Genomic DNA, 23,439 nt, shown 5'->3' with positions numbered 1-23,439 from the left:
TATAGGCGGGCGCCTTCCGCTTTTCTATCTATTCATTCCAATTTGTGTGGAAGGTTCCTTCCATATCTGTCCGCTCATACGTATGGGCACCGAAGTAATCACGCTGGGCCTGCAGCAGGCTGGCATTTGACCTTCCAGTCCGGTAGCTGTCGTAATAGGAAAGAGAAGAGCTTAAGCATGGCAATGCGATGCCGGATTGAATGCCTTCGCAGACAATTTTGCGCAAGCCTGTCTGGTAGTCCCTGATTCTTTCCGCAAAGTAAGGGGAGACAAGGAGGTTAGCCAGGTTCGGCTGCTCCTGGTAGGCTTCACTGATGACATTCAAGAATTCCGCGCGAATGATGCAGCCGTCGCGGAAAATCAGAGCGATATCTTTTAAAGGCAGATTCCAGTCATTTTGCTCGGATGACATTTTATATTGTGTAAATCCTTGCGCATAGGCACACACTTTCCCCATATATAAAGCCTGTCTGATGTATTCAATCCAGACGTCTTTTTCAAGGGTTATCTCATCCTTCTCAGGACCTGTTAAAAGTGTTTCTGCCGCCACACGCTCATCCTTCAAAGCAGAAATATAGCGTGCGAATAAAGATTCTGTAATGATCGAGGTTGGAATCCCATTATCGATCGCCTGCAGGCTGGTCCATTTTCCGGTTCCTTTTTGCCCGGCTTTATCAAGGATGACATCCACTTGCGGCAGCCCTGTGCGCTCATCCTTTTTCCTTAAAATAGCTGCTGTGATCTCGATTAAATAGCTCTTCAGCTCGCCTTGATTCCATGTTTCAAAGATATCCGCAATTTCTTCAACAGATAATCCTAATTTTTCTCTTAAGAATGTATAGGCCTCAGCAATCAGCTGCATATCTGCATACTCGATTCCGTTATGTACCATTTTGACAAAGTGGCCTGCCCCTTTAGGTCCGATGTAGACACAGCAAGGCATCCCGTCAACCTCTGCAGCGATTTTCGTAAGGATTGGAGCCGCTTTTTCATAGACGTCCTGATCACCGCCAGGCATGATGGAAGGTCCTGTTAATGCACCCACTTCACCGCCTGAAATGCCGATACCCAAGTAGCCTATTCCTTTTGCTTTCAGATCATCAAATCTTTTTTCCGTATCTTTGAAATGGGAGTTGCCGCCGTCCATGATAACGTCGCCCTCTTCAAGGAAAGGGACTAAGCTTGCAATAACAGAATCAATGGCTTTCCCGGCCGTCACCATTAAAAAGATCTTTCTCGGTGTTTCTAGAGACTGGACAAAATCCTCTACTTCGTAAAAAGGGCTTATGGCTTGCCCTTCCAGCTTTTGTACCAGCTGATCGGTTAAATCCCTGGTGTAATTATATACAGCTACTTTCTCGCCATTATTGGCCATATTTAAAGCGATATTGCTCCCCATTACTCCGAGACCAATAACCCCAATTGTATTTTGCATTGTTCCTGCTCCTTCATTCAGATTAATAGGCAATGAAACCCTCTTATGAAGTAGGGTTTCATTGCCTTAAAGTGTTTATACAAATAAGCTTAACAATAAAATAAATCCTAATCCAGCCACAGATATTATTGTTTCAAGCAAAGTCCATGTTGCAAACGTTTCCTTCATGCTCAAACCAAAGTATTCTTTGAACATCCAGAAGCCGGCATCATTGACGTGAGAAGCGATTAAGCTTCCCGCACCTGTTGCAAGCACCACTAAGGCAAGATTTACATCTGTCTGGCCCAGCAGCGGAATAACTAAGCCTGCTGTCGTTAATGCAGCCACTGTGGCAGATCCTAATGAAATCCTCAGGATAGCCGCGATTATCCATGCCAGTAAAATCGGAGACAGGCTTGTTCCTTTGAAAAGCTCGGCCACATAGTCACCAACACCGCCATCAATTAATACCTGTTTGAAGGCGCCGCCTCCGCCGATAATCAAGAGCATCATCCCGATATGGCTGATCGCAGTTGTGCAGGAATCCATCACATTTTTGATTGGAATTTTCCTAGCCAGTCCCATGGTATAAATGGCAACCAATAGGGAGATCAGCATCGAAGTGCCGGCATCCCCGATAAAGCGGATCGCAGCAAGTAAGCTATTATCTTCAAATCCCATTGTTTTTTGAAGCAATGTAATGATCGTTGCGATTGACATTAAGATAACAGGAAGCAGAGCTGTAAATACACTGATTCCAAAAGCTGGTGTGTCTTCAAGCTTAAAGGTTTTCTGCTCTCCCAGAGAAGCGATGTTTCCGCTTTTTGTGAATGAATCCGGAACGAGCTTTTTAGCAATTTTCGTAAATACCGGTCCAGCTAAAATAACGGTTGGAATCGCAATGATAAAACCATAAAGCAATACTTCCCCAATGTTTGCACCATATTCACCGGCAATAACGGTTGGACCCGGGTGAGGCGGCAGGAATCCGTGTGTGACAGATAAAGCCGCTGTCATCGGAATACCGAGATACAAAATAGAAATCTTTAATTCTCTTGAAATAGCAAATACGATTGGAATTAATAGAACAAGTCCCACTTCAAAGAATAAGGCAACACCGATAATGAAGGATGCAGCCACTACTGCCCACTGAATATTCTTTTCGCCGAATTTATTGACAAGAGTCATGGCAATTCGCTGGGCGCCGCCAGAGTCGGCAATCAGCTTGCCCAGCATGGCGCCAAGTCCGAAGATAAGTGCCAGGTGGCCAAGTGTTCCGCCTAATCCGGCTTCGATGGTTTTGACAATTTGGTCGAGCGGCATTCCGAGTGCCAGCGCAACACCAAATGAAACGATAATCAATGAAATAAAGGTATTTAATTTTAAGCCCATTATCAGAATTAATAAGGCAACGATTCCAATTGCAACTATTAACAGCGGCATTTTGATTTCCCCCTAGTTATGTTGTATTAAGCTTCTTTGATAGTTTGCGATCGAAGAATATTCATCTTCCAGCGCTCTGGATAATTGGATGAAGATCGGCAGCAATTGTCTGTATTCTCTTGCAGCCTCTTCCTTCGGTGTATGCTTGTAGGTATCGCCCACCATGTCTGAAACAGCATCAAACGAGTCGATTTTTCCTGTGGCATACAATCCTAAAATACAGGCACCGAGACAGGAGCTTTCATAGCTTTCAGGTATGACGACTTCCGATTCAAAAATATCGGACATCATTTGACGCCAAACCTCAGATCTGGCGAAGCCTCCTGTTGCCTGAATCCGGGTTACCGGGCCGTCCATGCATTCCACTAATGCCAGATACACGGTGTACAGATTATAAATGACGCCTTCAAGCGCTGCCCGAATCATATGCTCCTTCTTATGGGACATCGTTAACCCGAAGAAAGATCCGCGCACGTCCGGGTTCCATAAAGGAGCGCGTTCACCTGCGAGGTACGGGTGGAACAGCAGGCCATCAGCACCCGGCCTTACACGTTCGGCAATTTTGGTTAATACTTCGTAAGGATCAATTCCTAATCTCTTGGCCGTTTCGATTTCGGATGAGGCAAATTCATCCCGGATCCAGCGGAGGACCATTCCTCCATTGTTCACCGGCCCGCCTATCACCCAATGATTTTCTGTTAAGGCATAACAGAAGATTCTCCCTTTTTCATCGGTCTGGGGCTTGTCAATAATGGTCCTTATCGCACCGCTTGTCCCGATGGTGATGGCGATTTCACCTTTTCTGATCGCATTCACACCCAGGTTCGAAAGCACTCCATCACTTGCGCCGATCACAAAAGGTGTCTTAGGATCGATGCCCATTTGTTTAGCTAAAACAGGATGGCAGTTTTGGAACATTTTTGTCGTAGGCACGAGCTTGGATAGCTGTGAATGGGTGATGCCCGCAATCGCTAATGCATCTCCATCCCAGTCCAATGTCTTGAGATTCATCATGCCCATGCAGGAGGCAAGTGAATAATCGACAGCATATTCATCAAAGAGCTTTTTGAAAATATATTCTTTAATGCCGATATATTTTTTTGTTCTGCTGGCGATCTCCGGACGCTCCTTCACAAGCCAGGTGATTTTGCTTAATGGGGACATCGGATGAATCGGTGTGCCGGTCCGTTTATAGACCTCATGTCCATTCCATTCTTCTTTAATTCTGCGTGCCCATGCTTCGCTGCGGTTGTCGGCCCAGGTGATGACCGGCGTAAGCGGCACGTCATTCTCGTCCATCGCAATCACACTGTGCATCGCACTGCTGAAGGACACGAAGGACAGCTTTTTATCATGATGGTTTTTCATAATATTCGCTATGGCTTGAACGACAGCAGAGAAAATCTCATCAGGATCCTGTTCTGCTGTGGAGATATCAGGAGTGTACAGAGGATATCCGATGTTCTCCTGCTGAATCACATCCCCTTTTTCACTGAATAACACCGCTTTTGTACTGGTGGTTCCAATATCAATCCCTAACATATAGCTAGTCATCTTGTTGTTTAACCCCTTTTGACAGCATTTGCTGTGACCTCCATAAATCGTCCACTTTCCCTTGAACATCATCAAAATTTTCATGCAGCGACTGAATCATGAGGTCTCTGTCTTTTGTTTTAATTGCATCAATATAGAGTTCATGATTTTTCACAATCCGATCAAGGTCTTCATAATTTTCCTTAAAGCGCATGCGCATGGATAAAAGAATGAAGCCTTCCATCACGGGCTTTAAATTATTCCAGATCAGCTGGATATAAGAATGGCCAATAGATCCGATGATGATTTCGTGGAACAGAATGTCCTGATACGCAAACTCATCAGCATCCCGATACTTGACAGCCACCTTCATCATTTCCAGCACCTTGCTGAGCTCCATGGCCAATTCATTCGTATTCATGCTGATAAGACGCTCAAACACGAATGTCTCAATCATGAGACGGACATCGTAAATTTCCTCTATTTCTTTTTCTGTTAACCCGGCAACCACAGCACCCGTTCTTTCCAAGCGGATGATATTTTCAGATGCCAGTGTCCGTAAGGCTTCACGAATTGGTGAACGGCTCACTGCAAAATCAGCGGCCAACTTATTTTCAGAAAGCGTGGTACCGCTTTCAATCAAACCTGCAATAATGCGCATTCTAAGCTCATATGCGACACGGTCGCCAGAGGAAGCCTTAGAAAGCCATTTTTGTGGATATAGAAATTCAGTAGAATCGTTCATGACATCACCTTTATGAAATGACATTTTGGGTATACGTGTATACTTGTATACAAGTATTATAATCAAAACAAAATAAATTGCAAACGCTTTAAATTTTATTTTTATTTGGATTTATTGTTTAAATTTGGGTTTGATTATGTGTGGTGGAGGGATAGGGTGGATACATTCTGAACCCGGACCACCTTCGGACACAAGGAGTAGGAATCGGGGAATTAGAGTCGGAACCCGGTCCAGCTTCAGACATAGAGAGAAGAAGATCGGGTCCCAGAGTCGGAACCCGGCCTCACCTCCGGCCACAAGAAGCCGAACCCAAAAACCCGAACCCACCTCATCTCCTTCATTCAGCAATCCTCACTCATAATAGGTATTACTGGTGCTGCCGCGCGCCGTATAGTTTTTCTTTAATACCCTGGAGAAAGTTCCTTTGCTTATATTGGCATTACACCATTCATAAATGCTTTGGGTCGTCAGCTTTCGTTCGGGAAAGAGGAGCTTGAACTCTTTTATATTGCGCAAAACGCCCTGATCCAATTTTTCATGCCCACCGCATTCTTCGCATATGAGATTCTTGTGTATAGGACTGAGAATAGAATGGCAATCCATGCAATACATCCCTTTTTTCAGCTGGTCAAAGTGATAGTCGGGCAAAATAGTATAGGGATTTTTGGTTTGGTGGAGTGATAGTAATTGCTGGGCCAGTTTTCTGTGGCCTTCATTCAATTTGGATGGGGTATGTTTCAAGTCTTTCAAAAAGCGGTTTATTTGGGTTGGCAGGATAATGGGCTGGTCGATGGGGGCTTGGTATAAGGTGAATTCAGGATTGATAAAAATAACGGAGGCTTCAACGGGAATGGTTTGCTTGAGGATTTGAAGCAGCTGGTGAAATAAGGCTGCACTTCTTTTTATTTGGTATACAGGATTCTTATATTCCCGTCCGGTATTTACGGCATATAGTTTGTCAGATTCCAAGTGCCAGTCTCCCTGGAAATTTTTTATTTCTATTAGATGGATCATTCTTTCTGAAATGATCAAGGTGTCAATTTGAAAATAGGAGTTGTTTACTTCCAGTAACAGGTCATGAATCACCAGCCTTTCTTCGGTCAGATTTTCTGTCAGAAGGTCAAATTTCACCTCTCCTTCATAGCCTTTTTAAAGGTTGGCCCAAGGCGGTTTTTCTTTTTCGGTTAACTCCATTCGGGTGTTCAAATATCTCATAGACAATAATTCATCCGACGGAAATCTTCTTTTTAATAACATTTCCCACTTCCTTTCTTTACCTCTAAATCTATTTTAAAATAAAATTCAAAAATTATAAATCTTATTCCAAGGCTTTTTTACCATTTACCGTTCTTCATTAAACAGGAATACATTAAAAACCAAATAAAGGAATACACTTCCAATGTTACTGGAATAAACGGGGAGGGATCATTTTGGATAAAGTTCTTTTAACAAGATGGCCAGAGATAAATGGGGGCCTTTTCATCCTGGCAGACGGGGTAAGAGTATGACAATAAGGACAGCCGAACGATTGATGAAAATGCGCAGAATCTGTGGTTATGGCGCTGCGATAGCGGTGACTCCTTATCTGCTGATCAAAATCGCCTGGACGTTTGGCCTCTTTCTTCCGACAGAGCAAATGGGCGATGCCAGCTGGCGGGGGATTAATGCAGCTACAGCGGTTATCGCTGCGGTCGGCATCCTGCTGGCGATGGCGTTCTGCAGGCCATGGGGTGAACGGCTGCCCGCCTGGATGGTGGCCCTGCCAGTGTGGCTGGGTACCGGTCTTCTAGTTCCCCTGCTGCTGCTGGCGCCTGTCCTTGGCCCGGCCGCCATGGCTCTGGATCAGGAGGCAGGTGCCGCCGGCTTCTGGATTTACGAGCAAATCTTCGTTATGGTCTCTCTCGTCGGAGTCGGGATTTGCCTGCCTCTGTCTTTGGCAGGATATGCCATGGTACGGTGGCCTGAAGCGCTTGGGGGTCCGACCGACTGCGGGGAGGTGCCGGGACACACTCGGCAGCTGCAGGCCACATTGGGCAGGATCGCCGGTGCAGGCTGCATGATTCTCGGTGTCATAAAAATATTTTGGGCGGCAGGCGGAACCCTTGGCATCAACCCCGGTATGCTGGAGTCCCGTGATTTGTGGTGGCACCTTTTGACGCTAAGTACAGGAGGGTGGGCTTTAGTGGGTGCGTGGGGCCTCTTGGTGCTGATTACGCGCCGCGGCTCCCGGAGTTTTTTGCCGCCCATGGCTGCTGCATGGATTTCGTCGGGCATGCTGTTTTCGTATAACCTCTTTTCCATCATTCGCCCGGATTTTCAGTCCAGTCCGGAGTATCCGCTGGCACGGGTGCTGACCACGGAGATGGGGATTGTATTAGGTGTAATGATGGGAATCATCCTTCTCCTGGTTCTGCATGATCGGCGGCGGGCGCTGATAAGGCAGGAGTAATATTCGTCCTTGCTTACTCATGCTATTTCCTTTTCCTTTCATTTGTGTAAAATGATAATAGACTATTTTAGCCCGGGAGGATTTAGATGATTACCATAAAGGAAATAGCAGAAAGGGCGAATGTGTCTCGGACGACTGTTTCGAGGGTTTTGAATAATTCCGGTTATGTGAGCGAGGACGCAAGGAAAAGGGTTCTGCACGTAATCGAGGAGACAGGTTATGTCCCAAGTGCCCATGCGAAGTCACTCCGCACGAAAAAAACAAAGGTTATTGGTGTTATTCTCCCGAAGATCAGCACTGAAACGTCCAGCCGTCTGGTTAATGGGATTGACGACGTATTGGCCGGGGAAGGCTATCAGATTCTCCTTGCTAATACAAATCTTCATGCTGAAAAAGAGATAGAATATATACGGCTTCTCAAAAGCAGAAATGTGGACGGCATGATTCTTTCAGCTACAAATGTGCAGCAGGAATTGATTCAGGAAATCCGTCAGCTGAAAATCCCTTTTATCATGGTGGGTCAGCATGCGGTAGAATTGACGAGTGTAGTCTTTGATGAATATCAGGCTGCGCGGGATATGGCTTGCCTGCTAATCAAAAAAGGATATAAAAAAATTGCTTTTATAGGCGTAGATGAGGCCGACCGTGCGGTGGGCTACCTCCGGAAAAAAGGATACCTCGATGCAATGAAGGAACATCAGCTCCCGGTTGAAGCGAGCTGGCTGCAAAAGGGGATATTTGATATAGACTCCGGGTCTGATTGCATGAAGAGCATCATGGAATCTGCTGAAGATAAACCGCGGGCAGTCCTTGCTGTGACAGACCGTCTCGCGATTGGCGCTTTACAGTATCTCAGGCAAAACGGATATTCCGTTCCCGTTGATGTTGCGATAGCAGGGATGGGCGGATCGGAGCTTTCTAAATATATCACCCCAGCCTTAACAACCATCGATTTTTCCTTTGAAGATGCAGGCCGGGAGGCAGCTTTATTAATCCTTCAAAAGATTAAGGGGGAGCACGAACAGGAAATAAACAGAAAAATTAGATATAGACTAGTAGAAAGAGAAAGTATATAATGGGTGTGTAATCGATTTCATAAGAAGGTTTAATCGATTACACTTTTATTTTTGCTTTTATGGAATCGATTTCACAATGGGATGTTCCATTATTTTTTACTCAATGTGGAATCGATTCCACAAACTTATAAAAAATAGGGGTGAAGAGAATGTCGGAGTATCGTAAAATTGCGGAAGAATTAATTGACGCTGTCGGGGGCAGAGAGAATGTTCACTCAGTAGCCCACTGTGCGACCAGGCTGCGGATCATGGTGAATGATAAGGAAAAAATTGATCAGGAAAAGGTGGAAAGCATCAATAAGGTAAAAGGAGCTTTCTTCAACTCAGGCCAGTACCAGATTATTTTTGGCACGGGGACGGTTAATAAAGTTTATGAAGAAGTATCCGGCCTGGACATTGAATCCATGTCAGCATCAGAGCAGAAAAAAGAAGCGGTTAAAAGCGGTTCTGCTTTCCAAAGGGCGATCCGGAAATTCGGGGATGTATTTGTGCCGATCATTCCAGTCCTTGTCGCGACAGGACTCTTTATGGGATTGCGCGGACTGGTGATGCAGGAGGAAATTCTCGCTTTATTTGGCATGACGGCATCTGATGTGTCAGACAACTTTATTCTATTCACTGAGGTACTGACAGATACGGCGTTTATTTTCCTGCCAGCACTTGTTGCCTGGTCAACCTTTAGAGTGTTTGGCGGGACTCCGATCATTGGTTTAATCCTGGGGTTGATGCTTGTGAGTCCTTCCCTGCCAAATGCGTGGGATGTGGCAGGCGGAAATGTTGAACCGATTTACTTTTTTGGATTCATTCCGGTTGTAGGCTATCAGGCTTCTGTCCTTCCAGCCTTTATTGCCGGGATTATTGGGGCAAAATTGGAGAGGGTCATTCGAAAACGGGTGCCGGATGCATTGGATTTAATTATCACCCCGTTTTTAACCCTTCTGATCATGATTGGATTATCGCTTCTTGTCATTGGGCCGCTATTTCATATGGTCGAGCAAGGCATCCTGGATGTTACCACAACTGTGCTCTCATGGCCGTTCGGCATCAGCGGCATCCTTATCGGGGGTCTTAATCAGCTTATTGTTATCACTGGTGTTCATCATATTTTCAATATGCTGGAGATTCAGCTATTGGCTCAGTATAAAAGCAATCCTTACAATGCAATTGTTACATGTGCCGTTGCAGCACAAGGCGGTGCAACCTTAGCAGTTGCTTTAAAAACAAAATCAGCCAAATTAAAGGCTTTGGCTTTCCCATCTGCTTTATCTGCGTTTTTGGGAATAACCGAGCCGGCTTTGTTCGGTGTCAATCTGCGCTACGGCAAGCCGTTTGTCATGGGACTGATTGGCGGAGCTGCCGGCGGGTTCGCTGCCTCCCTGCTTCAGCTGAAAGCGACAGGAATGGCCGTTACTGTTATTCCAGGCACCCTTCTTTATTTAAATGGCCAGGTTCTGCAGTATATTTTAGTCAATGTAATTGCCATCGCAGTGGCCTTTGCCCTGACCTGGATGTTTGGCTTCTCGGATAAGGCAAAGAAAGAAGTGGAACAGGGACAGTAACAGAAATTTCAACAGCAAGGATGTTTTAATATGACTGAAATTGATTTTTTCAAGAAGGCCAGCGAGGAAGCAGAAAGAAACAGGCATTTGGTTAGGCAGGATCCTAACCGCCTGAAGTATCATCTCATGCCGCCTGTCGGCTTGCTGAATGATCCTAATGGCTTAATCCAATTTAAGGGTATTTACCATGTCTTTTATCAATGGAATCCGTTTGATACTGCTCATGGTGCCAAGTATTGGGGCCATTATTCATCCAAGGATCTCGTTCATTGGAAGGAGGAGCCAATCGCGCTCGCTCCTGATCAGTGGTATGACCGGAATGGATGTTATTCCGGCAGTGCGATAGAGTTTGACGGAAAGCTTTATCTCTTTTATACAGGAAATGTGAAAAACGAAGATGGAAGGCGTGAGACTTATCAATGTCTTGCCGTATCAGAGGATGGCATCCATTTTGACAAAAAGGGCCCTGTCCTGGAGCTGCCGAAAGGGTATACCGCTCATTTCAGGGATCCGAAGGTCTGGGAAAAGAACGGGAGCTTCTATATGATTGTTGGCGCTCAGACCCTCAAACAGGAGGGGGCTGCTGTCCTGTTTGCTTCCAAGGATTTATACCATTGGGAGGAAAAAGGGAAGATTGCCGGTGCATGGATGAATGGTCTGGAAGACTTCGGCTATATGTGGGAATGTCCGGATCTATTTGAGCTGAATGGCCAAGAGATATTACTTGTTTCACCGCAGGGGCTTGAGCCGAGCGGGTATGAATACCATAATCTTTTTCAATCAGGGTATTTTGCCGGAAAGCTTGATTATGAAAGAGCGAGGCTTAAACATGGTTCCTTTGCAGAGCTTGACCGCGGCTTTGATTTCTATGCACCGCAAACGTTTAAAGACGATTCAGGCAGGCGGATTCTTTATGGGTGGATGGGCATTACAGATGAAGCCGAATCCAGCCAGCCGACTGTCCCTTATCGCTGGATCCACGCATTGACCATGCCAAGAGTGCTTGATATGAAAAACGGAAGGCTTATACAGATTCCTGTGGAAGAATTCAAAAAGCTCCGCAAAGATAAAACGGAGCTCAATGATGTGGAGATAAATGAAGCGAACCTGCAGCTGGACGGATTAAGTGGAAAAACGGCAGAACTGATGCTGGAATCCTTTAAGAATATAAAGGGAATATTCAAAATGGATTTCCGGAATGAGGCTTCTCTTACTTATAATCCAGATCAAAAGGAAATCCAGCTTCAAAGAAGAAATGTAAAGACAGGAATGCAGGAGTCAAGAATCTGCAAAATTTCAAGTCTATCCAAACTGCATGTGTTTATGGATCAGTCTTCACTGGAAGTTTTCATAAATGGCGGAGAGGAAGTGTTCACTGCACGATATTTTCCTGATCCTGAGGATGAGACGATTCTTTTTAGCGGGGATGCAGGCTTTTCGGTATCCATGTGGAATCTTGAGGATAAATAACTTTTTTAAAGAGGTGTACTATGAAAGGAGTTCTATGTTTAGGGGAAGCTCTGATAGATTTTATTCCCCTGGATTCTGATAATACTACCTATCAAAAGGCTCCGGGCGGGGCACCGGCTAATGTTTCGGTTGGAGTCTCGAAGCTTGGAGGGAAGGCCGCCTTTATTGGGAAAGTCGGCAACGATGTGCTCGGACATTTTCTGAAGGATACCTTGGAGGGATACGGGGTTCATACACAATATATGAAACTGACGGATGAAGCGCGGACTGGTATTACGTTTGTGACGTTAGAGCCATCTGGTGAAAGGGATTTTAGTTTTTACATTAATCCAAGTGCAGATCGTTTCCTGAATAAAGATGAGATAGACTGGTCCATTTTTGAAGAATACAAGATTTTTCACTTTGGCTCGATTTCACTTATTCTTGAGCCTTCGAGAACTGCAGCCCTTCAAGCAGTGAAGAGGGCCAGGGAAATGGGTATGCTTATTTCCTATGATCCAAATCTCCGCTTGGGATTGTGGGATTCCGAGGAGAGGGCAAAGGCAGAAAATATGGCGGCTCTTCCCTATTCCGATATTGTGAAAATTTCGGAGGAGGAGCTCACCTTTTTAACCGGATCCAGTGATACGGAAGAAGGAATAGCCCGACTGCCTGAAAATAAGCTGACAATCGTTACATTGGGCGGTGATGGCTGCATCTTCCGCTATAAAGATGAGATCGGGAAAATTCCTGCATTGCCATACAAGGTGGTGGATACCACCGGTGCCGGAGATGCATTCGTTTCCGGACTCCTTTATTGCATAAATGAATCACCTAAAGCCTTGGAGGAGCATGCGCATGACGAGATGGCCTCGATGATTCGCTTCGCAAATGTGTCAGGAGGTCTGGCCGTCACCAGGAAAGGCGCTATGACCGGCCTTCCCTGCCTGGAGGAAGTGCAGGAGATCCTTAAAAAGGCATAAATTTACCAAGCAGCAGACAAACCTTCCAATACTGGAACTGTTTTGTCTGCTGTTTTGGTTCTCAAAATCCCTGCCCTCTTTCTAATTTGTCTAAAATAGTATATAATTATCAGATAATGCTAGCTATATTACCTTATCAATCATTATAATAGAATAGAATGTGTATTTTGTGTGACGGAAAAGGCGCGTCCTTGGGTGATGTCTTTCTAGTGGTGATGCCTGAGCAAAGCGCCTGCAGTTTTTGGCAAATTTCTGGGATAAGGAAGGGTTTAAAATGAGCAGCGTACAGAACAAAACAGACGTTATCTTAATTGGTGCCGGAATCATGAGCGCGACTTTGGGATCTTTACTGAAAGAGTTAGCACCTGAATGGGAAATCAAAGTGTTTGAGAAGCTCGCCAGCGCAGGAGAAGAAAGCTCTAACGAATGGAATAATGCAGGGACGGGACATGCTGCATTGTGCGAGCTTAACTATACATCTGAAAAATCCGATGGATCAATAGATATCGCTAAAGCGATTAATGTAAATGAACAGTTTCAGCTTTCCAGACAGTTTTGGTCTTATCTTGTAGAAAACAGCCTGATTACCAATCCGCAGGACTTTATTATGCCAATCCCTCATATGAGCTTTGTTCAGGGGGAAAAAAATGTGTCGTTTTTGAAAAAACGTTTGGAAGCGCTGTCAGCTAATCCGCTGTTTCAGGGCATGGAATTTTCCGATGATCCTGAGAAGCTGAAGGAGTGGATTCCGGTGATGATGGAAGGCCGTACATCGGATGAGCCGATTGCAGCCACAAAAATCGATTCCGGAACAGATGTCAACTTCGGTGCGTTGACGCGCATGCTGTTTGACCATTTAAAGAATAAAAATGTCGATGTTCATTATCAGCACAGCGTCCAGGATTTAGAGCGTGCCGGCGATGGATCATGGAATGTAAAAGTGCGGAATATGGAAAGCGGCACAACCGAAGTCCATCAGGCAAAGTTTGTCTTTATTGGCGGCGGCGGGGGAAGCCTGCATCTGCTCCAGAAGACGGGCATCCCTGAATCGAAGCATATTGGCGGATTCCCGGTAAGCGGACTGTTCCTGGTCTGCAACGATCCGGAAATTGTCGAGAAGCACCATGCAAAGGTGTACGGAAAAGCCAAAGTGGGTGCTCCTCCAATGTCCGTGCCGCATTTGGATACAAGATTTATTGACAATAAGAAATCCCTGCTGTTCGGCCCGTTTGCGGGATTTTCGCCGAAGTTCCTGAAAACAGGCTCCAATATGGACCTGATCAAGTCTGTTAAGCCGAACAATGTCATCACCATGCTCGCTGCAGGTGCAAAGGAAATGGCGCTGACAAAATATCTGATTCAGCAGGTTATGCTGTCCCATGAACAGCGTGTTGAAGAACTGCGTGAGTTCATTCCAAACGCAAAGAGCGAAGACTGGAGTGTCGTAGTGGCCGGCCAGCGTGTCCAGGTCATTAAGGATACACCTGCCGGAAAAGGAACCCTGCAATTCGGCACAGAAGTAGTCAGTGCGTCTGACGGCTCAGTTGCTGCCCTGCTCGGAGCTTCACCGGGTGCTTCAACAGCCGTTAATGTCATGCTTGAAGTATTGCAGAAGTGCTTCCCTGAGCAAATGGACGAATGGCATTTTAAAATTAAGAAAATGATTCCGTCCTACGGTATGTCACTATCTGAAAACCCTAAGCTGTTCCGTGAGATTCACGAATCCACAGCGCAGGTGCTTGGTCTTAGCGAAAAGGAAAAACAGCAGGAGCTTGCTTATAACTGATTATAATAGGAACCCTCAGGCCGAATTCGGTTTGGGGGTTCTTTTTTGCAAAAATAATGAGGAAACCGCTTCCAGTGCTGGCATTAGATTAATTTTACATCTGACAGAAATTGTATTGACTACAGCAATGATAATGATTATCATTGTTAACAGAAGTAATAGATTGATATTATTGGAGGCTTACATATGAATAGGTTTATAAAAGTGACAGGCATATTGATGCTGTCAGGCAGCATTTTAGCTGGCTGCGGTGAGAATGTTTCACATGAAACACAAGAAAAAGAAGCGAGTGCCAAGACGGAAGCAAGCAATACAGAAAAGGAGGTTAGTGCCTATAAGCAGTTTGCTATAGAGCAGCTGGATGAATTCGTGAAGGCCACTGAAGGGTTTACAGAAGCAGTGAAGGCCGGAGAAGTGGAAAAGGCAAAGGAGCTATATGCACCAGCACGGATGTATTTCGAGCGTTCAGAGCCGATTGCCGAGAGCTTTGGCGACCTTGATCCGCGAATCGATGCCCGTCTGGCTGATATCCAGGCAGAAGGACAGGGAGAAGAAGAATGGTCCGGCTATCATAAAATTGAGTACGGACTATGGGAAGAAGGCACAACAGAGGGCTATGAGGAGACAGCTGACCAGCTGCTGAAGGATGTAAAAGAGCTGCGAGCGAAAGTGGAAACAGTTGAAGTAACTCCTGATTTAATGATTACAGGGGCAGTGGATCTTTTAAACGAAGTATCCACATCCAAAATAACAGGTGAAGAAGAAATTTACTCTCATACCGACTTGTATGACTTTAAAGCCAATGTGGAGGGCGCAGAGAAGATCTTTGAAATCTTTAAAGAGAAGCTGACGGAAAAAGACGCCGGCCTTGTGAAGGAACTGGATGAAAACTTTACAGTATTGGATGAGCTGCTCGCTAAATACGAGGATGGAAACGGCGGATATGTATCCTACGAAAAACTGACACAGGAAGATACCAAGGCATTGTCAGCAGCAGTTGATAATTTAGGAGAACCTTTAAGTCAAATGGCCATAGTTGTGGAGTGATCAATATGAGTACGAAAAAAGAAAAATCTTTTTTTGAAAAAGGGTTTTCCCGCCGTGAGATGCTAAAAACAGCCGGGATCGGGAGTGCGGGCATGATTCTGGGGGCTACAGGATTCTCGGGAATCTTAACCGCCTTTGGAGAAACTCCATTTGTGGATGATAACCAGGAATCCAGGAACAAAGTGAATTTCTACGGCAAGCATCAATCAGGCATCCTGACGAAAAATCCTGAATATGCTTACTTTGTGTCCCTGAATTGTACAGCCAAATCGAAAGCTGAACTAAAAGAAATGTTCCAGCTTTGGACCCGTTATAGTGTGCTGCTCATGAATGGGCAAATGGTTGAACCCGATTCAGCGAACAAGCTGCTTCCTGCTCCGGATACAGGAGAGGCTGTCGGGCTTGATGCCTCACACTTGACCTTAACCTTTGGCGTTGGTCCGAGTTTGTTTGAGAAAAAGGAGCTTGGACTGGAACATATGAAGCCGGAGGAACTAAAGGATCTGCCTCATTTTCCAAAGGATCAGCTCGATCCGCGTTATGTCGGCGGAGATATCTGCATTCAGGCATGTGCCGACGACCCGCAGGTTGCTTTCCATGCGGTGCGGAATTTAATCCGTGCGGCGAGGGGACTTGTAACGATGAGATGGTCACAGACCGGCTTCAATTCTTATGGAATGAAAGACAAAGAAAAAATGACGCCCCGAAATCTGTTTGCCTTTAAAGACGGCACAGGCAACCCAAATGTGGATGATTCGAAAGAAATGGATGATGTCGTATGGGTACAGCCTGGTGAATCAAAGAGCTGGATGACCGGAGGATCCTATTTGGCTTTCAGACGCATTCAAATGCACCTTGAAACCTGGGATCGGACCGCATTGCGTGAACAGGAAGCGACCTTTGGCCGTCATCGCGACACAGGGGCGCCTATTGGGAAGAGCGATGAGTTTTCAGATATGGAAATCGAGCGGAAAGAAAATGGAAAGTCAGTCGTTCCTGAAAATTCGCATGTATTTTTGGCAAGACAGGTGAAAGACCGTATGCTGAGGCGTTCTTTTTCCTACTCGGATGGAATTAACTCTGCCACTGGCTCTTTTGATGCCGGATTGCTGTTTGTCTCGTTCCAGAAGAACCCGCAGCAATTCATCAACATTCAGAATAGTTTCGGACGTATGGATAAGTTAAATGAATATATAACCCATCGCGGCAGTGCACTATTTGCTTGCTTTCCTGGTGTGAAAAAAGGAAGCTATCTTGGCGCCGGGCTGTTTGAATAGGGAGATGCTGAAATGAAGAAACTGGTTTTACTGGTATTATGCTTATTTATGTTTTTCCCGCCATTTGCCGACGCCGAAGAGGATTACAGCGACCTGTTTATTTTAGTCGGAGATGCGATTATGAAAGTGAAGGCTGATGACTGGGAATCAGCAGAGAAGCTTGCTTCAGAGCTGGATCAGTCCTGGCAGCAAGTGGAGAAAACGGACAGCAAAGAAGCAAAAAAGGTCGGCCGGACGATTTCTGAGTTAACGGGTCCTCTGGATGAGTATCAGAAAGAGGAGACGCTGCAGGCACTGTCAAACGTATCCCACGCTCTGGTTGATTTTGAAAAAAAACAAAATCCTGTAGACAAAGAGAAGCAGCGGGAAGAAGTGAAAAATGCCTTTAACCCTATTCTCGAGAATTTATCCGCAGCCATAACGGAAGAAAATGCAGAAGAAGTCAGCAATCAATATAAGAACCTTTTAGCGATGTGGAACCGCAAGGAAAAAATTGTCCGTGACCAAAGCATTCCTCATTACGGAAAAATCGAAACACAAATGGGCTTTTTGCGGATCGCTTTAACACAGGAAGAGAAGGATTTTGCCCAAATGAAGGGCATCAGTGATTCCCTATCTGCTGCTTTCAGCGAGTTTGTATCTGGGAAAGAAATCAAAGCAGAAAAAAATAATTATTCCCTCCAGACGCTGGCAGGTATCCTGGAGGAAGTTTCACAGGCAGTTGAAAGCGGCCGAACAGACGAAGCTGTTGCCGGCCTGGAGCAGTTTCTGACAGTCTGGCCTTCTGTTGAAGGCGATGTTCGGACAAGAAATGGATCCTTATATACAACATTGGAAAGTGAAATTCCGGTTCTTGCCGGAAAGCTGTCTTCCTCAGGGGCGGATTTGGATGCCATTCAAAAGAAGGTCCTGGAGCATAAACAGTCAATCGAACTGCTTCAGGAAAAACAAACTTATACATTCTGGGATGCAGCTTTAATCATGCTCCGCGAAGGTATGGAGGCATTGCTTATTGTATCTGCACTGATCGCCTTTTTAAACAAAGCCAATGCCCGTGACCAGCAAAAATGGATCTGGGCTGGTGCAGTTGGCGGAATCATCATGAGCATCGCTGCTGCTGTTTTCATCAGCCAGGTATTTTCCTCTGCCACAGCGGGAGCGAACCGGGAAGTAATTGAAGGTGTAACAGGCATCATTGCAGTAGTTATGATGATTGGTGTAGGCATCTGGCTTCACCAGAAATCAAATATGAAAGCATGGAACCAATACATCGAAAAGCAGCTTGGGTCTGCTCTATCAAAGGGAAGCATTATTTCCATGTCTCTCGTCAGCTTCCTGTCCATTTTTAGAGAAGGAGCAGAGACCATCATCTTTTATGCCGGAATGGCCCCTTCGATCAGCACTGGAAACCTGCTGGCAGGGATTGGCGCTGCCGTTGTGATTTTGAGCTTATTTGCCTTCTTATTTATCCGTTACAGCAAAAGAATCGCGTTTGGCATTTATTTTAAGATAGCAACGGCTCTGATTTACTTCCTGGCCTTTAAAATCCTGGGGGTAAGCATACATGCCCTGCAGATCACCGATAAGCTGGAAACCACCCAGATCAGCAGCCTGCCGATCATCAACTGGATGGGCTTTTATCCGACCTGGGAATCTCTCATACCGCAGCTTATGCTGATTCTTATCTTTGTCATTACGAGTGTCATTCTTAAAAAGCAGAGCAATAAGCCTGATATGAGAGGCAGCCTTTCAAAAGCTTAACATTCGGTCTTCCTTTAACCCTAACCTTGATGTTGGGGTTTTTTGCTGTAAAAGGAGGTGTTAACCCCCTGCAACCTATGCGTGCGGCCCCCTGCAACCAATCCTATCTTTACTTTTGGCCAAAAAATTCACCATAATGGGAGTATCGATTTGCAGAAAGGTGATTGTGAATATGATTTTTGCCGAAAAGCTTAAAAAGGAGAGGAAAGAGAAAGGATGGTCACAGGTGGAACTGGCTGAAAAGCTGTTTGTGAGCCGCCAGTCTGTTTCCAAATGGGAAAATGGACAGAACTATCCCAGTATTGAAATTATTATTAAACTAAGTGATCTGTTTGGGGTTACGATTGATGAATTATTAAGGAGTGATGAGGAATTGACGGAGAAAGTGATTAAGGACAGCAGACAATTAGCTTATCCAAGATTGAAAGTATTTTTTGATTGTTTATTTCTGATAGGATCCGCTATGCTAATCATTAAACTAAGCATTTTAGGGCTTAATCATTTTACTGAACTAGAGGTCCCTTTTCGTGGATCGTTTTTCTGGAATTTCGGTCCTTTATTCTTAATGCTGGGCGGTGCAATTTTCTCTGACACATTAAAAAAGAAATATAAAAGTGAGTAACGAACCCTGCATTCTTGTGCATGGATTGTCGGGCCGCATCCTGCAGCTCCTGCTATTCTGTAGATAAGAGGAGGTCATCCAAATGGATTTGCTGCAAAATATGAACCGGGCGATGAAATATATTGAAGAACATTTAGCGGAAGAGGTTGATTTCAAAGAAGCCGCGAAACTTTCTTATTGCTCGGAGTACCATTTCAAACGAATGTTTTCCTTTCTGGCCGGAGTATCGCTTTCCGAGTATATTCGCAGAAGACGGCTGACATTGGCCGCCTTTGACCTGAAGGACCAGAAGGCTAAGGTCATTGAGGTAGCCATGAAATATGGGTACAGCTCGCCTGATTCGTTTACCAGGGCGTTCCAGCAGCTCCATGGCATCACTCCATCAGAAGCAAGAAGCAATGGCCACGCCCTTAAGGCTTATCTGCCGATGACCTTCCATCTATCTATTAAGGGAGGAACTGAAATGAACTATCGCATTGAAGAAAAAGAGGCGTTTCGAATTGTGGGCTTAAAGAAGCGGGTGCCGATTATTTTTAACGGAGTGAATCCGGAGATTGCCGCCATGTGGAAGAGCCTGAATGAAGAAAAGATTAGGAAGCTCAAGAGTTTATCTGATACAAAGCCATTCGGCCTAATCAGTGCATCAGCCAATTTTTCTGAAGGAAGAATGGAAGAAAAGGGTGAGCTTGACCATTATATCGGGGCTGCCACTACAAAGGAATGCCCTGCTGGGATGGCATCACTTGAAATTCCGGCCACATCATGGGCAGTATTTGAAGCAATTGGGCCGTTTCCGGAGACGCTTCAGAGCGTATGGGGACGGATTTACTCAGAATGGTTCCCATCCTCTTCCTATCAGCAAATAGAAGGGCCGGAAATTCTCTGGAATGAAAGCAAAGATACGGCTTCACCGGCATTCCGAAGTGAAATCTGGATTCCAGTTGCAAAAAAATAGGACTCCTAAGCCTTAGCTAGTGGAGTCCCGACTATTATTCCCTCAGGCGATCCGGCAATCCCTGGATTGAGGACACAACGACATCCAGCTTGGCTTCGATTCGGTTCAGCAGAAAAAGTGTGACCACAATCGGGAAGCCGAGTTCGCTGATCAGGGTGACCATCTGTTCCATCGTGCATGCTCCTTTCTATTCATCTATAAAAAAGGCCGGGTTCCAAAGAATCCGGCCTCTTATCCTTACATTAATTCATAATCTGTGACATTACGCTCTACTAATCTGGCGCCTTTAGCAGCAACAAGGTTACCGCCATTGCCGTCAAAAGCGTTGGCCGCAATGATTTGTTCCATCACTGCCTTCACAGCTGCCGGATCAATCGGCTCCTTCGGGCTGTCGACCGATAGCTTGGTTTCCTTGCCCATTTCTGTTTCGAATGTCATCTCAAGTGATTTAGCCATTTTCTTCACCTCCTGTTTTGTTTAGTTTCATCAGCCATTAGCCTAAGATATCAAAGCTGTCATTTCTGTTGATTTCAGCTAGAGGATAGCTGCTTAGGCCGGCGATTGCCTGTCCAACCGTGAAAAGCTGGTCTGCTGTAGCAGATTGCTTTACGCCGCTGTAGGTTTTTGATTTGTAAACCGGCTTGCCTTGCCCGTTAAGGCCTGTTTCAAATACCAGGCGAAGTTTGGAATCGGTGATAATTGCTTGTGCCATTTAAAACACCTCCTTTCACCTTTTATATACATTTTGGAGGGCGAAAAGGACAGGGTGAATTTCAATTAATCTGCAAAATTTTCTTCAGCTTCTCACGTGCACCTTGCCGCCAGTTTTTGACTGCAGACAGGGAGACTCCTTCCTTTTCAGCAATTTCCCTGACTGATAGCCCATCATGTAAAGTATATTGGAGCCATTTCATTTGATTTTCAGATAACAGTCCGCATTTTTTGTAAAGTTCTTGTGTGAGCTCTGGACTGGGGGCTGGTGAGGTGTCTTCGATGAATTCCCAGAAGTCAGCTTCCGGATAGATATATCGGTCGATCTGGTTTGTTTGCCTGGTTAATTCCGTCATCATTTTTCCTTTTACCATACTGTAAGCGTAGGAAAGGAAAGTCCCTTTTGCATCATCATGATTTTTCCATGCCTGCCAAAGTGTGATTAAACCCAGCTGGTGGAATTCCTCAGTGTTCTTATAGATGCTCAATCTATGCATAATGTCATGAATCATAGGTTCATATTGTGCTGCCAGCTGTTCAAAACTCTCCATGAAATGTCCCTTCAAGGAAAGCGCGCTCTCTGTGTATTCCCGGGTAGCTCAAACATAGCCTGACAGCCCATTTTTTACGAATCCAGTAAAAGTCGTAAATCGGCCATTTAAGCCCCCTGAGTCCGGAGTTAAGGGTTCTAAGTCTGAAGTTAGGGAGTCTAACTCCCAGCAAAGGGGCAGTTAGCTACTTTTTGTAAAAAAAATCTAGTGAAAAGGCATTGTCCTCAGCCGGAAACCCCATTTCATGCAGTTCTTCAAAGTATTGTTCTTCAAATTTCTTATTAAGGATTCCGTAGAAATAAGCAGCGGGCTTAGCAATGGCGCTGGTTTTCATGTTTCGAATCAGCTGTTTAAAGGAATGGATGGCTATTTCTGAAATCGTGTTCAACTCACAATTATTTCTATAGGCTGCAATGGCTGTCATTTTCCAAAACTCCTCAATCTGCTTGGCTTCCGGAAAAAAGTATTTTACTATGCTGCTAAATGATTGTGGTACACGGTCACTAGTAAAAGTGTGATCGAGGACGGTTTCGTTACGTTTAGTTATCTTTTGATTTTTATTAGTTTTAGAAAGATTGATAGTTTTATTTAGGGGGTGCATTATTTCCTGCTTAGGTGGTTCACTCTTGGGAAAACGATTAAAAACATACAAGTTGCTGGACTGGGAACCGTTTTTTCTCTCTGTTTCATGCACGGTAAAAATACCAAGGTTTGCAGCCTTGGCAATCATTCTTTTAAAAGTGGAGCGGGAAATGCCATTGCCGTTATATTCTTCGTGAATCGCTTTTAAAACAGTGCCAATCTTGGCATTAGATACCCCCGGGATTTTCGCAGCAAAACGAACCAGCCTCTTTAAGCCAGCCAGCTCACCCTTGGAAAACTTGTATTTATGCACCGCAAGCCACATTTCCAAATGGGCATTAAACTCCTGAAGATCTTTAAACTGAGAAAACTGTTCAAACTGCTCGACTCTGCCTGATTTCAAATTCATAAAACTGCACCACCCTTTCACCTTCTATGTATGGATGAAGGGGTCAGAAGGACAGGGTGGTTTTGAGAGAGCTGTGACAGAAATGTGAAAATCTATCTCCCCGCAGCCTGCGGCGGCTGTTCAAGCCACTTTTCCTTTATAGCGATGAGGAGGCCTTTTCCATAATAAAGGGACATATTTTTGCTGATGCCAAGCAGTTTTATGATTATATCGGATCTTAGGCTGGAGGTCATGGCCTGGCTGATCATGGTGAAGCAGAAGATGCCGATACAGGTGTTCACAAAGAACAGCATCATTTTCTCTGAAAAAGGAGGAAGGTCCACGTCAAAGCGGGTAAGCTCCCTGGCAGAGGAAACCGGAATATATTCCTTGTCCATTACTTCCTGAAGGGATCGCAGCACGTCCTCCATCAAAGCCCTTCCTTTGCTGAAATGATCCTTCATTTCCTTTCTTTGAGAAATTTGGCTGAAGGCCGCAAAGACCTTTCTCGAGAATTGTGCCCTATGAACCAATCTGGATAGATTCGCAATTTCAGGAGCATTAAGCGCACGTGATCCGCCCTTAAACCCATTGAGATATTTAATGCTCCAGGCAAAATCAATCCGGTCATCAAGCTTGATTTTGGGCAGCTTTGGGTAAATGCCCTTGGATAACATCAAATCAACAATTTCATTTTGGATCTTTAACGTGAACTTAAGTGTGATCTCAAAATAATCCCGGATATCTTTACGGGTGCTTTCACACAGGGCGCTTGGATATGTACTCAATGACAGCTGGGTAATATCGTGGCATATAAGTAAAATGAAATGATCGGAGAATACTTTTCCGGCCTTTATATTTATATCCTCATCCTTGAAACCGATGGGCACGGACATGCTCTCTTTATGAAAAAAATCCTGAAGCTGCTTTAGGTTTTTCGCGGACTGATGCAGCAGCCTTCCAACAATCTTTCTGACTTTGCGATCCTGTGCTGTTTGAAAAAAATAAGTAAAAAACTGCAGCTCCATGCTGTTTTTTAAATAAGAAGACCAGATATTCGAGACTTCAGAGACCGTCAGCTCTTTAGAACGCACTGCCATCACTCCTT

At 45.0% G+C, this 23,439-nt stretch carries 21 protein-coding genes and 1 pseudogene; 11 read left to right on the top strand and 11 right to left on the bottom strand.

Annotated elements, in window-relative coordinates:
• Positions 1-28: 28 nt before the first annotated feature.
• The 5 genes and pseudogenes from gnd to NYE23_RS24365 form a co-directional block, all read right to left on the bottom strand.
• Positions 29-1,435 (bottom strand): decarboxylating NADP(+)-dependent phosphogluconate dehydrogenase, encoded by a 1,407-nt coding sequence (gene gnd / locus NYE23_RS24385; RefSeq protein ID WP_341082033.1) that lies wholly within the window; start codon positions 1,433-1,435, stop codon positions 29-31.
• Positions 1,436-1,510: 75 nt separating this feature from the next.
• Entirely contained in the window at positions 1,511-2,857 is a 1,347-nt protein-coding gene (locus tag NYE23_RS24380; RefSeq protein ID WP_048010258.1) for a GntP family permease, read from the bottom strand.
• Positions 2,858-2,869: 12 nt separating this feature from the next.
• Entirely contained in the window at positions 2,870-4,411 is a 1,542-nt protein-coding gene (gene gntK / locus NYE23_RS24375; protein WP_341082032.1) for a gluconokinase, read from the bottom strand.
• Positions 4,404-5,135, bottom strand: a complete 732-nt coding sequence (locus tag NYE23_RS24370; protein ID WP_341082031.1) for a GntR family transcriptional regulator — start codon at positions 5,133-5,135, stop codon at positions 4,404-4,406. Before NYE23_RS24370 ends, gntK begins: the two co-directional genes overlap by 8 nt.
• Before the next feature lie 351 nt (positions 5,136-5,486).
• A pseudogene (locus NYE23_RS24365) lies at positions 5,487-6,272 on the bottom strand (nuclease-related domain-containing protein); the annotation flags it as partial.
• Positions 6,273-6,672: 400 nt separating this feature from the next.
• Here NYE23_RS24365 and NYE23_RS24360 point away from each other — a divergent pair.
• From NYE23_RS24360 to NYE23_RS24310, 11 genes are all read left to right on the top strand, one after another.
• On the top strand, positions 6,673-7,584 hold the full coding sequence (locus NYE23_RS24360) for a hypothetical protein (protein WP_341082091.1): 912 nt from the start codon (positions 6,673-6,675) through the stop codon (positions 7,582-7,584).
• Positions 7,585-7,670: 86 nt separating this feature from the next.
• The gene (locus NYE23_RS24355) at positions 7,671-8,660 is read left to right on the top strand and encodes a LacI family DNA-binding transcriptional regulator (RefSeq protein ID WP_341082029.1); all 990 of its coding nucleotides are present in this window, start codon (positions 7,671-7,673) and stop codon (positions 8,658-8,660) included.
• Between the two features lie 149 nt (positions 8,661-8,809).
• On the top strand, positions 8,810-10,219 hold the full coding sequence (locus NYE23_RS24350) for a sucrose-specific PTS transporter subunit IIBC (RefSeq protein ID WP_341082027.1): 1,410 nt from the start codon (positions 8,810-8,812) through the stop codon (positions 10,217-10,219).
• 30 nt (positions 10,220-10,249) lie between these two features.
• Positions 10,250-11,689 (top strand): glycoside hydrolase family 32 protein, encoded by a 1,440-nt coding sequence (locus tag NYE23_RS24345; protein WP_341082024.1) that lies wholly within the window; start codon positions 10,250-10,252, stop codon positions 11,687-11,689.
• 20 nt (positions 11,690-11,709) lie between these two features.
• Positions 11,710-12,651: an aminoimidazole riboside kinase gene (locus NYE23_RS24340; protein WP_341082021.1), complete on the top strand. Its 942-nt coding sequence runs from the start codon at positions 11,710-11,712 to the stop codon at positions 12,649-12,651.
• 274 nt (positions 12,652-12,925) lie between these two features.
• Positions 12,926-14,437, top strand: coding sequence for a malate:quinone oxidoreductase (locus NYE23_RS24335; protein ID WP_341082019.1), 1,512 nt, complete (start codon positions 12,926-12,928; stop codon positions 14,435-14,437).
• A gap of 186 nt (positions 14,438-14,623) precedes the next feature.
• Positions 14,624-15,484, top strand: a complete 861-nt coding sequence (gene efeO / locus NYE23_RS24330; protein ID WP_341082018.1) for an iron uptake system protein EfeO — start codon at positions 14,624-14,626, stop codon at positions 15,482-15,484.
• Between the two features lie 5 nt (positions 15,485-15,489).
• Positions 15,490-16,761, top strand: a complete 1,272-nt coding sequence (efeB, locus tag NYE23_RS24325; RefSeq protein WP_341082015.1) for an iron uptake transporter deferrochelatase/peroxidase subunit — start codon at positions 15,490-15,492, stop codon at positions 16,759-16,761.
• A 12-nt stretch (positions 16,762-16,773) separates the two neighbouring features.
• A complete protein-coding gene (locus tag NYE23_RS24320; RefSeq protein WP_341082014.1) occupies positions 16,774-18,522 on the top strand; it encodes an FTR1 family iron permease in 1,749 nt (582 codons plus the stop codon).
• 172 nt (positions 18,523-18,694) lie between these two features.
• Positions 18,695-19,144, top strand: a complete 450-nt coding sequence (locus NYE23_RS24315) for a helix-turn-helix domain-containing protein (RefSeq protein ID WP_341082012.1) — start codon at positions 18,695-18,697, stop codon at positions 19,142-19,144.
• 82 nt (positions 19,145-19,226) lie between these two features.
• Positions 19,227-20,099 carry an AraC family transcriptional regulator gene (locus tag NYE23_RS24310; protein WP_341082010.1) on the top strand — a complete coding sequence of 291 codons (873 nt, stop codon included), beginning with the start codon at positions 19,227-19,229 and terminating at the stop codon, positions 20,097-20,099.
• Positions 20,100-20,133: 34 nt separating this feature from the next.
• Here the strand turns inward: NYE23_RS24310 and NYE23_RS24305 are convergent, their stop codons facing one another.
• From NYE23_RS24305 to NYE23_RS24280, 6 genes are all read right to left on the bottom strand, one after another.
• Positions 20,134-20,271 (bottom strand): YvrJ family protein, encoded by a 138-nt coding sequence (locus NYE23_RS24305; RefSeq protein ID WP_048010265.1) that lies wholly within the window; start codon positions 20,269-20,271, stop codon positions 20,134-20,136.
• A 65-nt stretch (positions 20,272-20,336) separates the two neighbouring features.
• Positions 20,337-20,555, bottom strand: coding sequence for a DUF2922 domain-containing protein (locus NYE23_RS24300; RefSeq protein ID WP_341082005.1), 219 nt, complete (start codon positions 20,553-20,555; stop codon positions 20,337-20,339).
• A 37-nt stretch (positions 20,556-20,592) separates the two neighbouring features.
• The gene (locus tag NYE23_RS24295) at positions 20,593-20,811 is read right to left on the bottom strand and encodes a DUF1659 domain-containing protein (protein WP_341082003.1); all 219 of its coding nucleotides are present in this window, start codon (positions 20,809-20,811) and stop codon (positions 20,593-20,595) included.
• A gap of 61 nt (positions 20,812-20,872) precedes the next feature.
• Entirely contained in the window at positions 20,873-21,361 is a 489-nt protein-coding gene (locus tag NYE23_RS24290) for a sigma-70 family RNA polymerase sigma factor (protein WP_341082002.1), read from the bottom strand.
• A 184-nt stretch (positions 21,362-21,545) separates the two neighbouring features.
• Positions 21,546-22,352: a hypothetical protein gene (locus NYE23_RS24285; RefSeq protein WP_341082001.1), complete on the bottom strand. Its 807-nt coding sequence runs from the start codon at positions 22,350-22,352 to the stop codon at positions 21,546-21,548.
• A 92-nt stretch (positions 22,353-22,444) separates the two neighbouring features.
• Positions 22,445-23,431, bottom strand: coding sequence for a DUF3231 family protein (locus NYE23_RS24280; protein ID WP_341082000.1), 987 nt, complete (start codon positions 23,429-23,431; stop codon positions 22,445-22,447).
• Between the last annotated feature and the right edge of the window lie 8 nt (positions 23,432-23,439).

It is taken from the genome of Cytobacillus sp. FSL H8-0458, assembly GCF_038002165.1.
GTDB lineage: Bacteria > Bacillota > Bacilli > Bacillales > Cytobacillaceae > Cytobacillus.
Note: the sequence above shows the minus strand (reverse complement) of the source record. Positions and strands in the feature narration are given on the sequence as shown.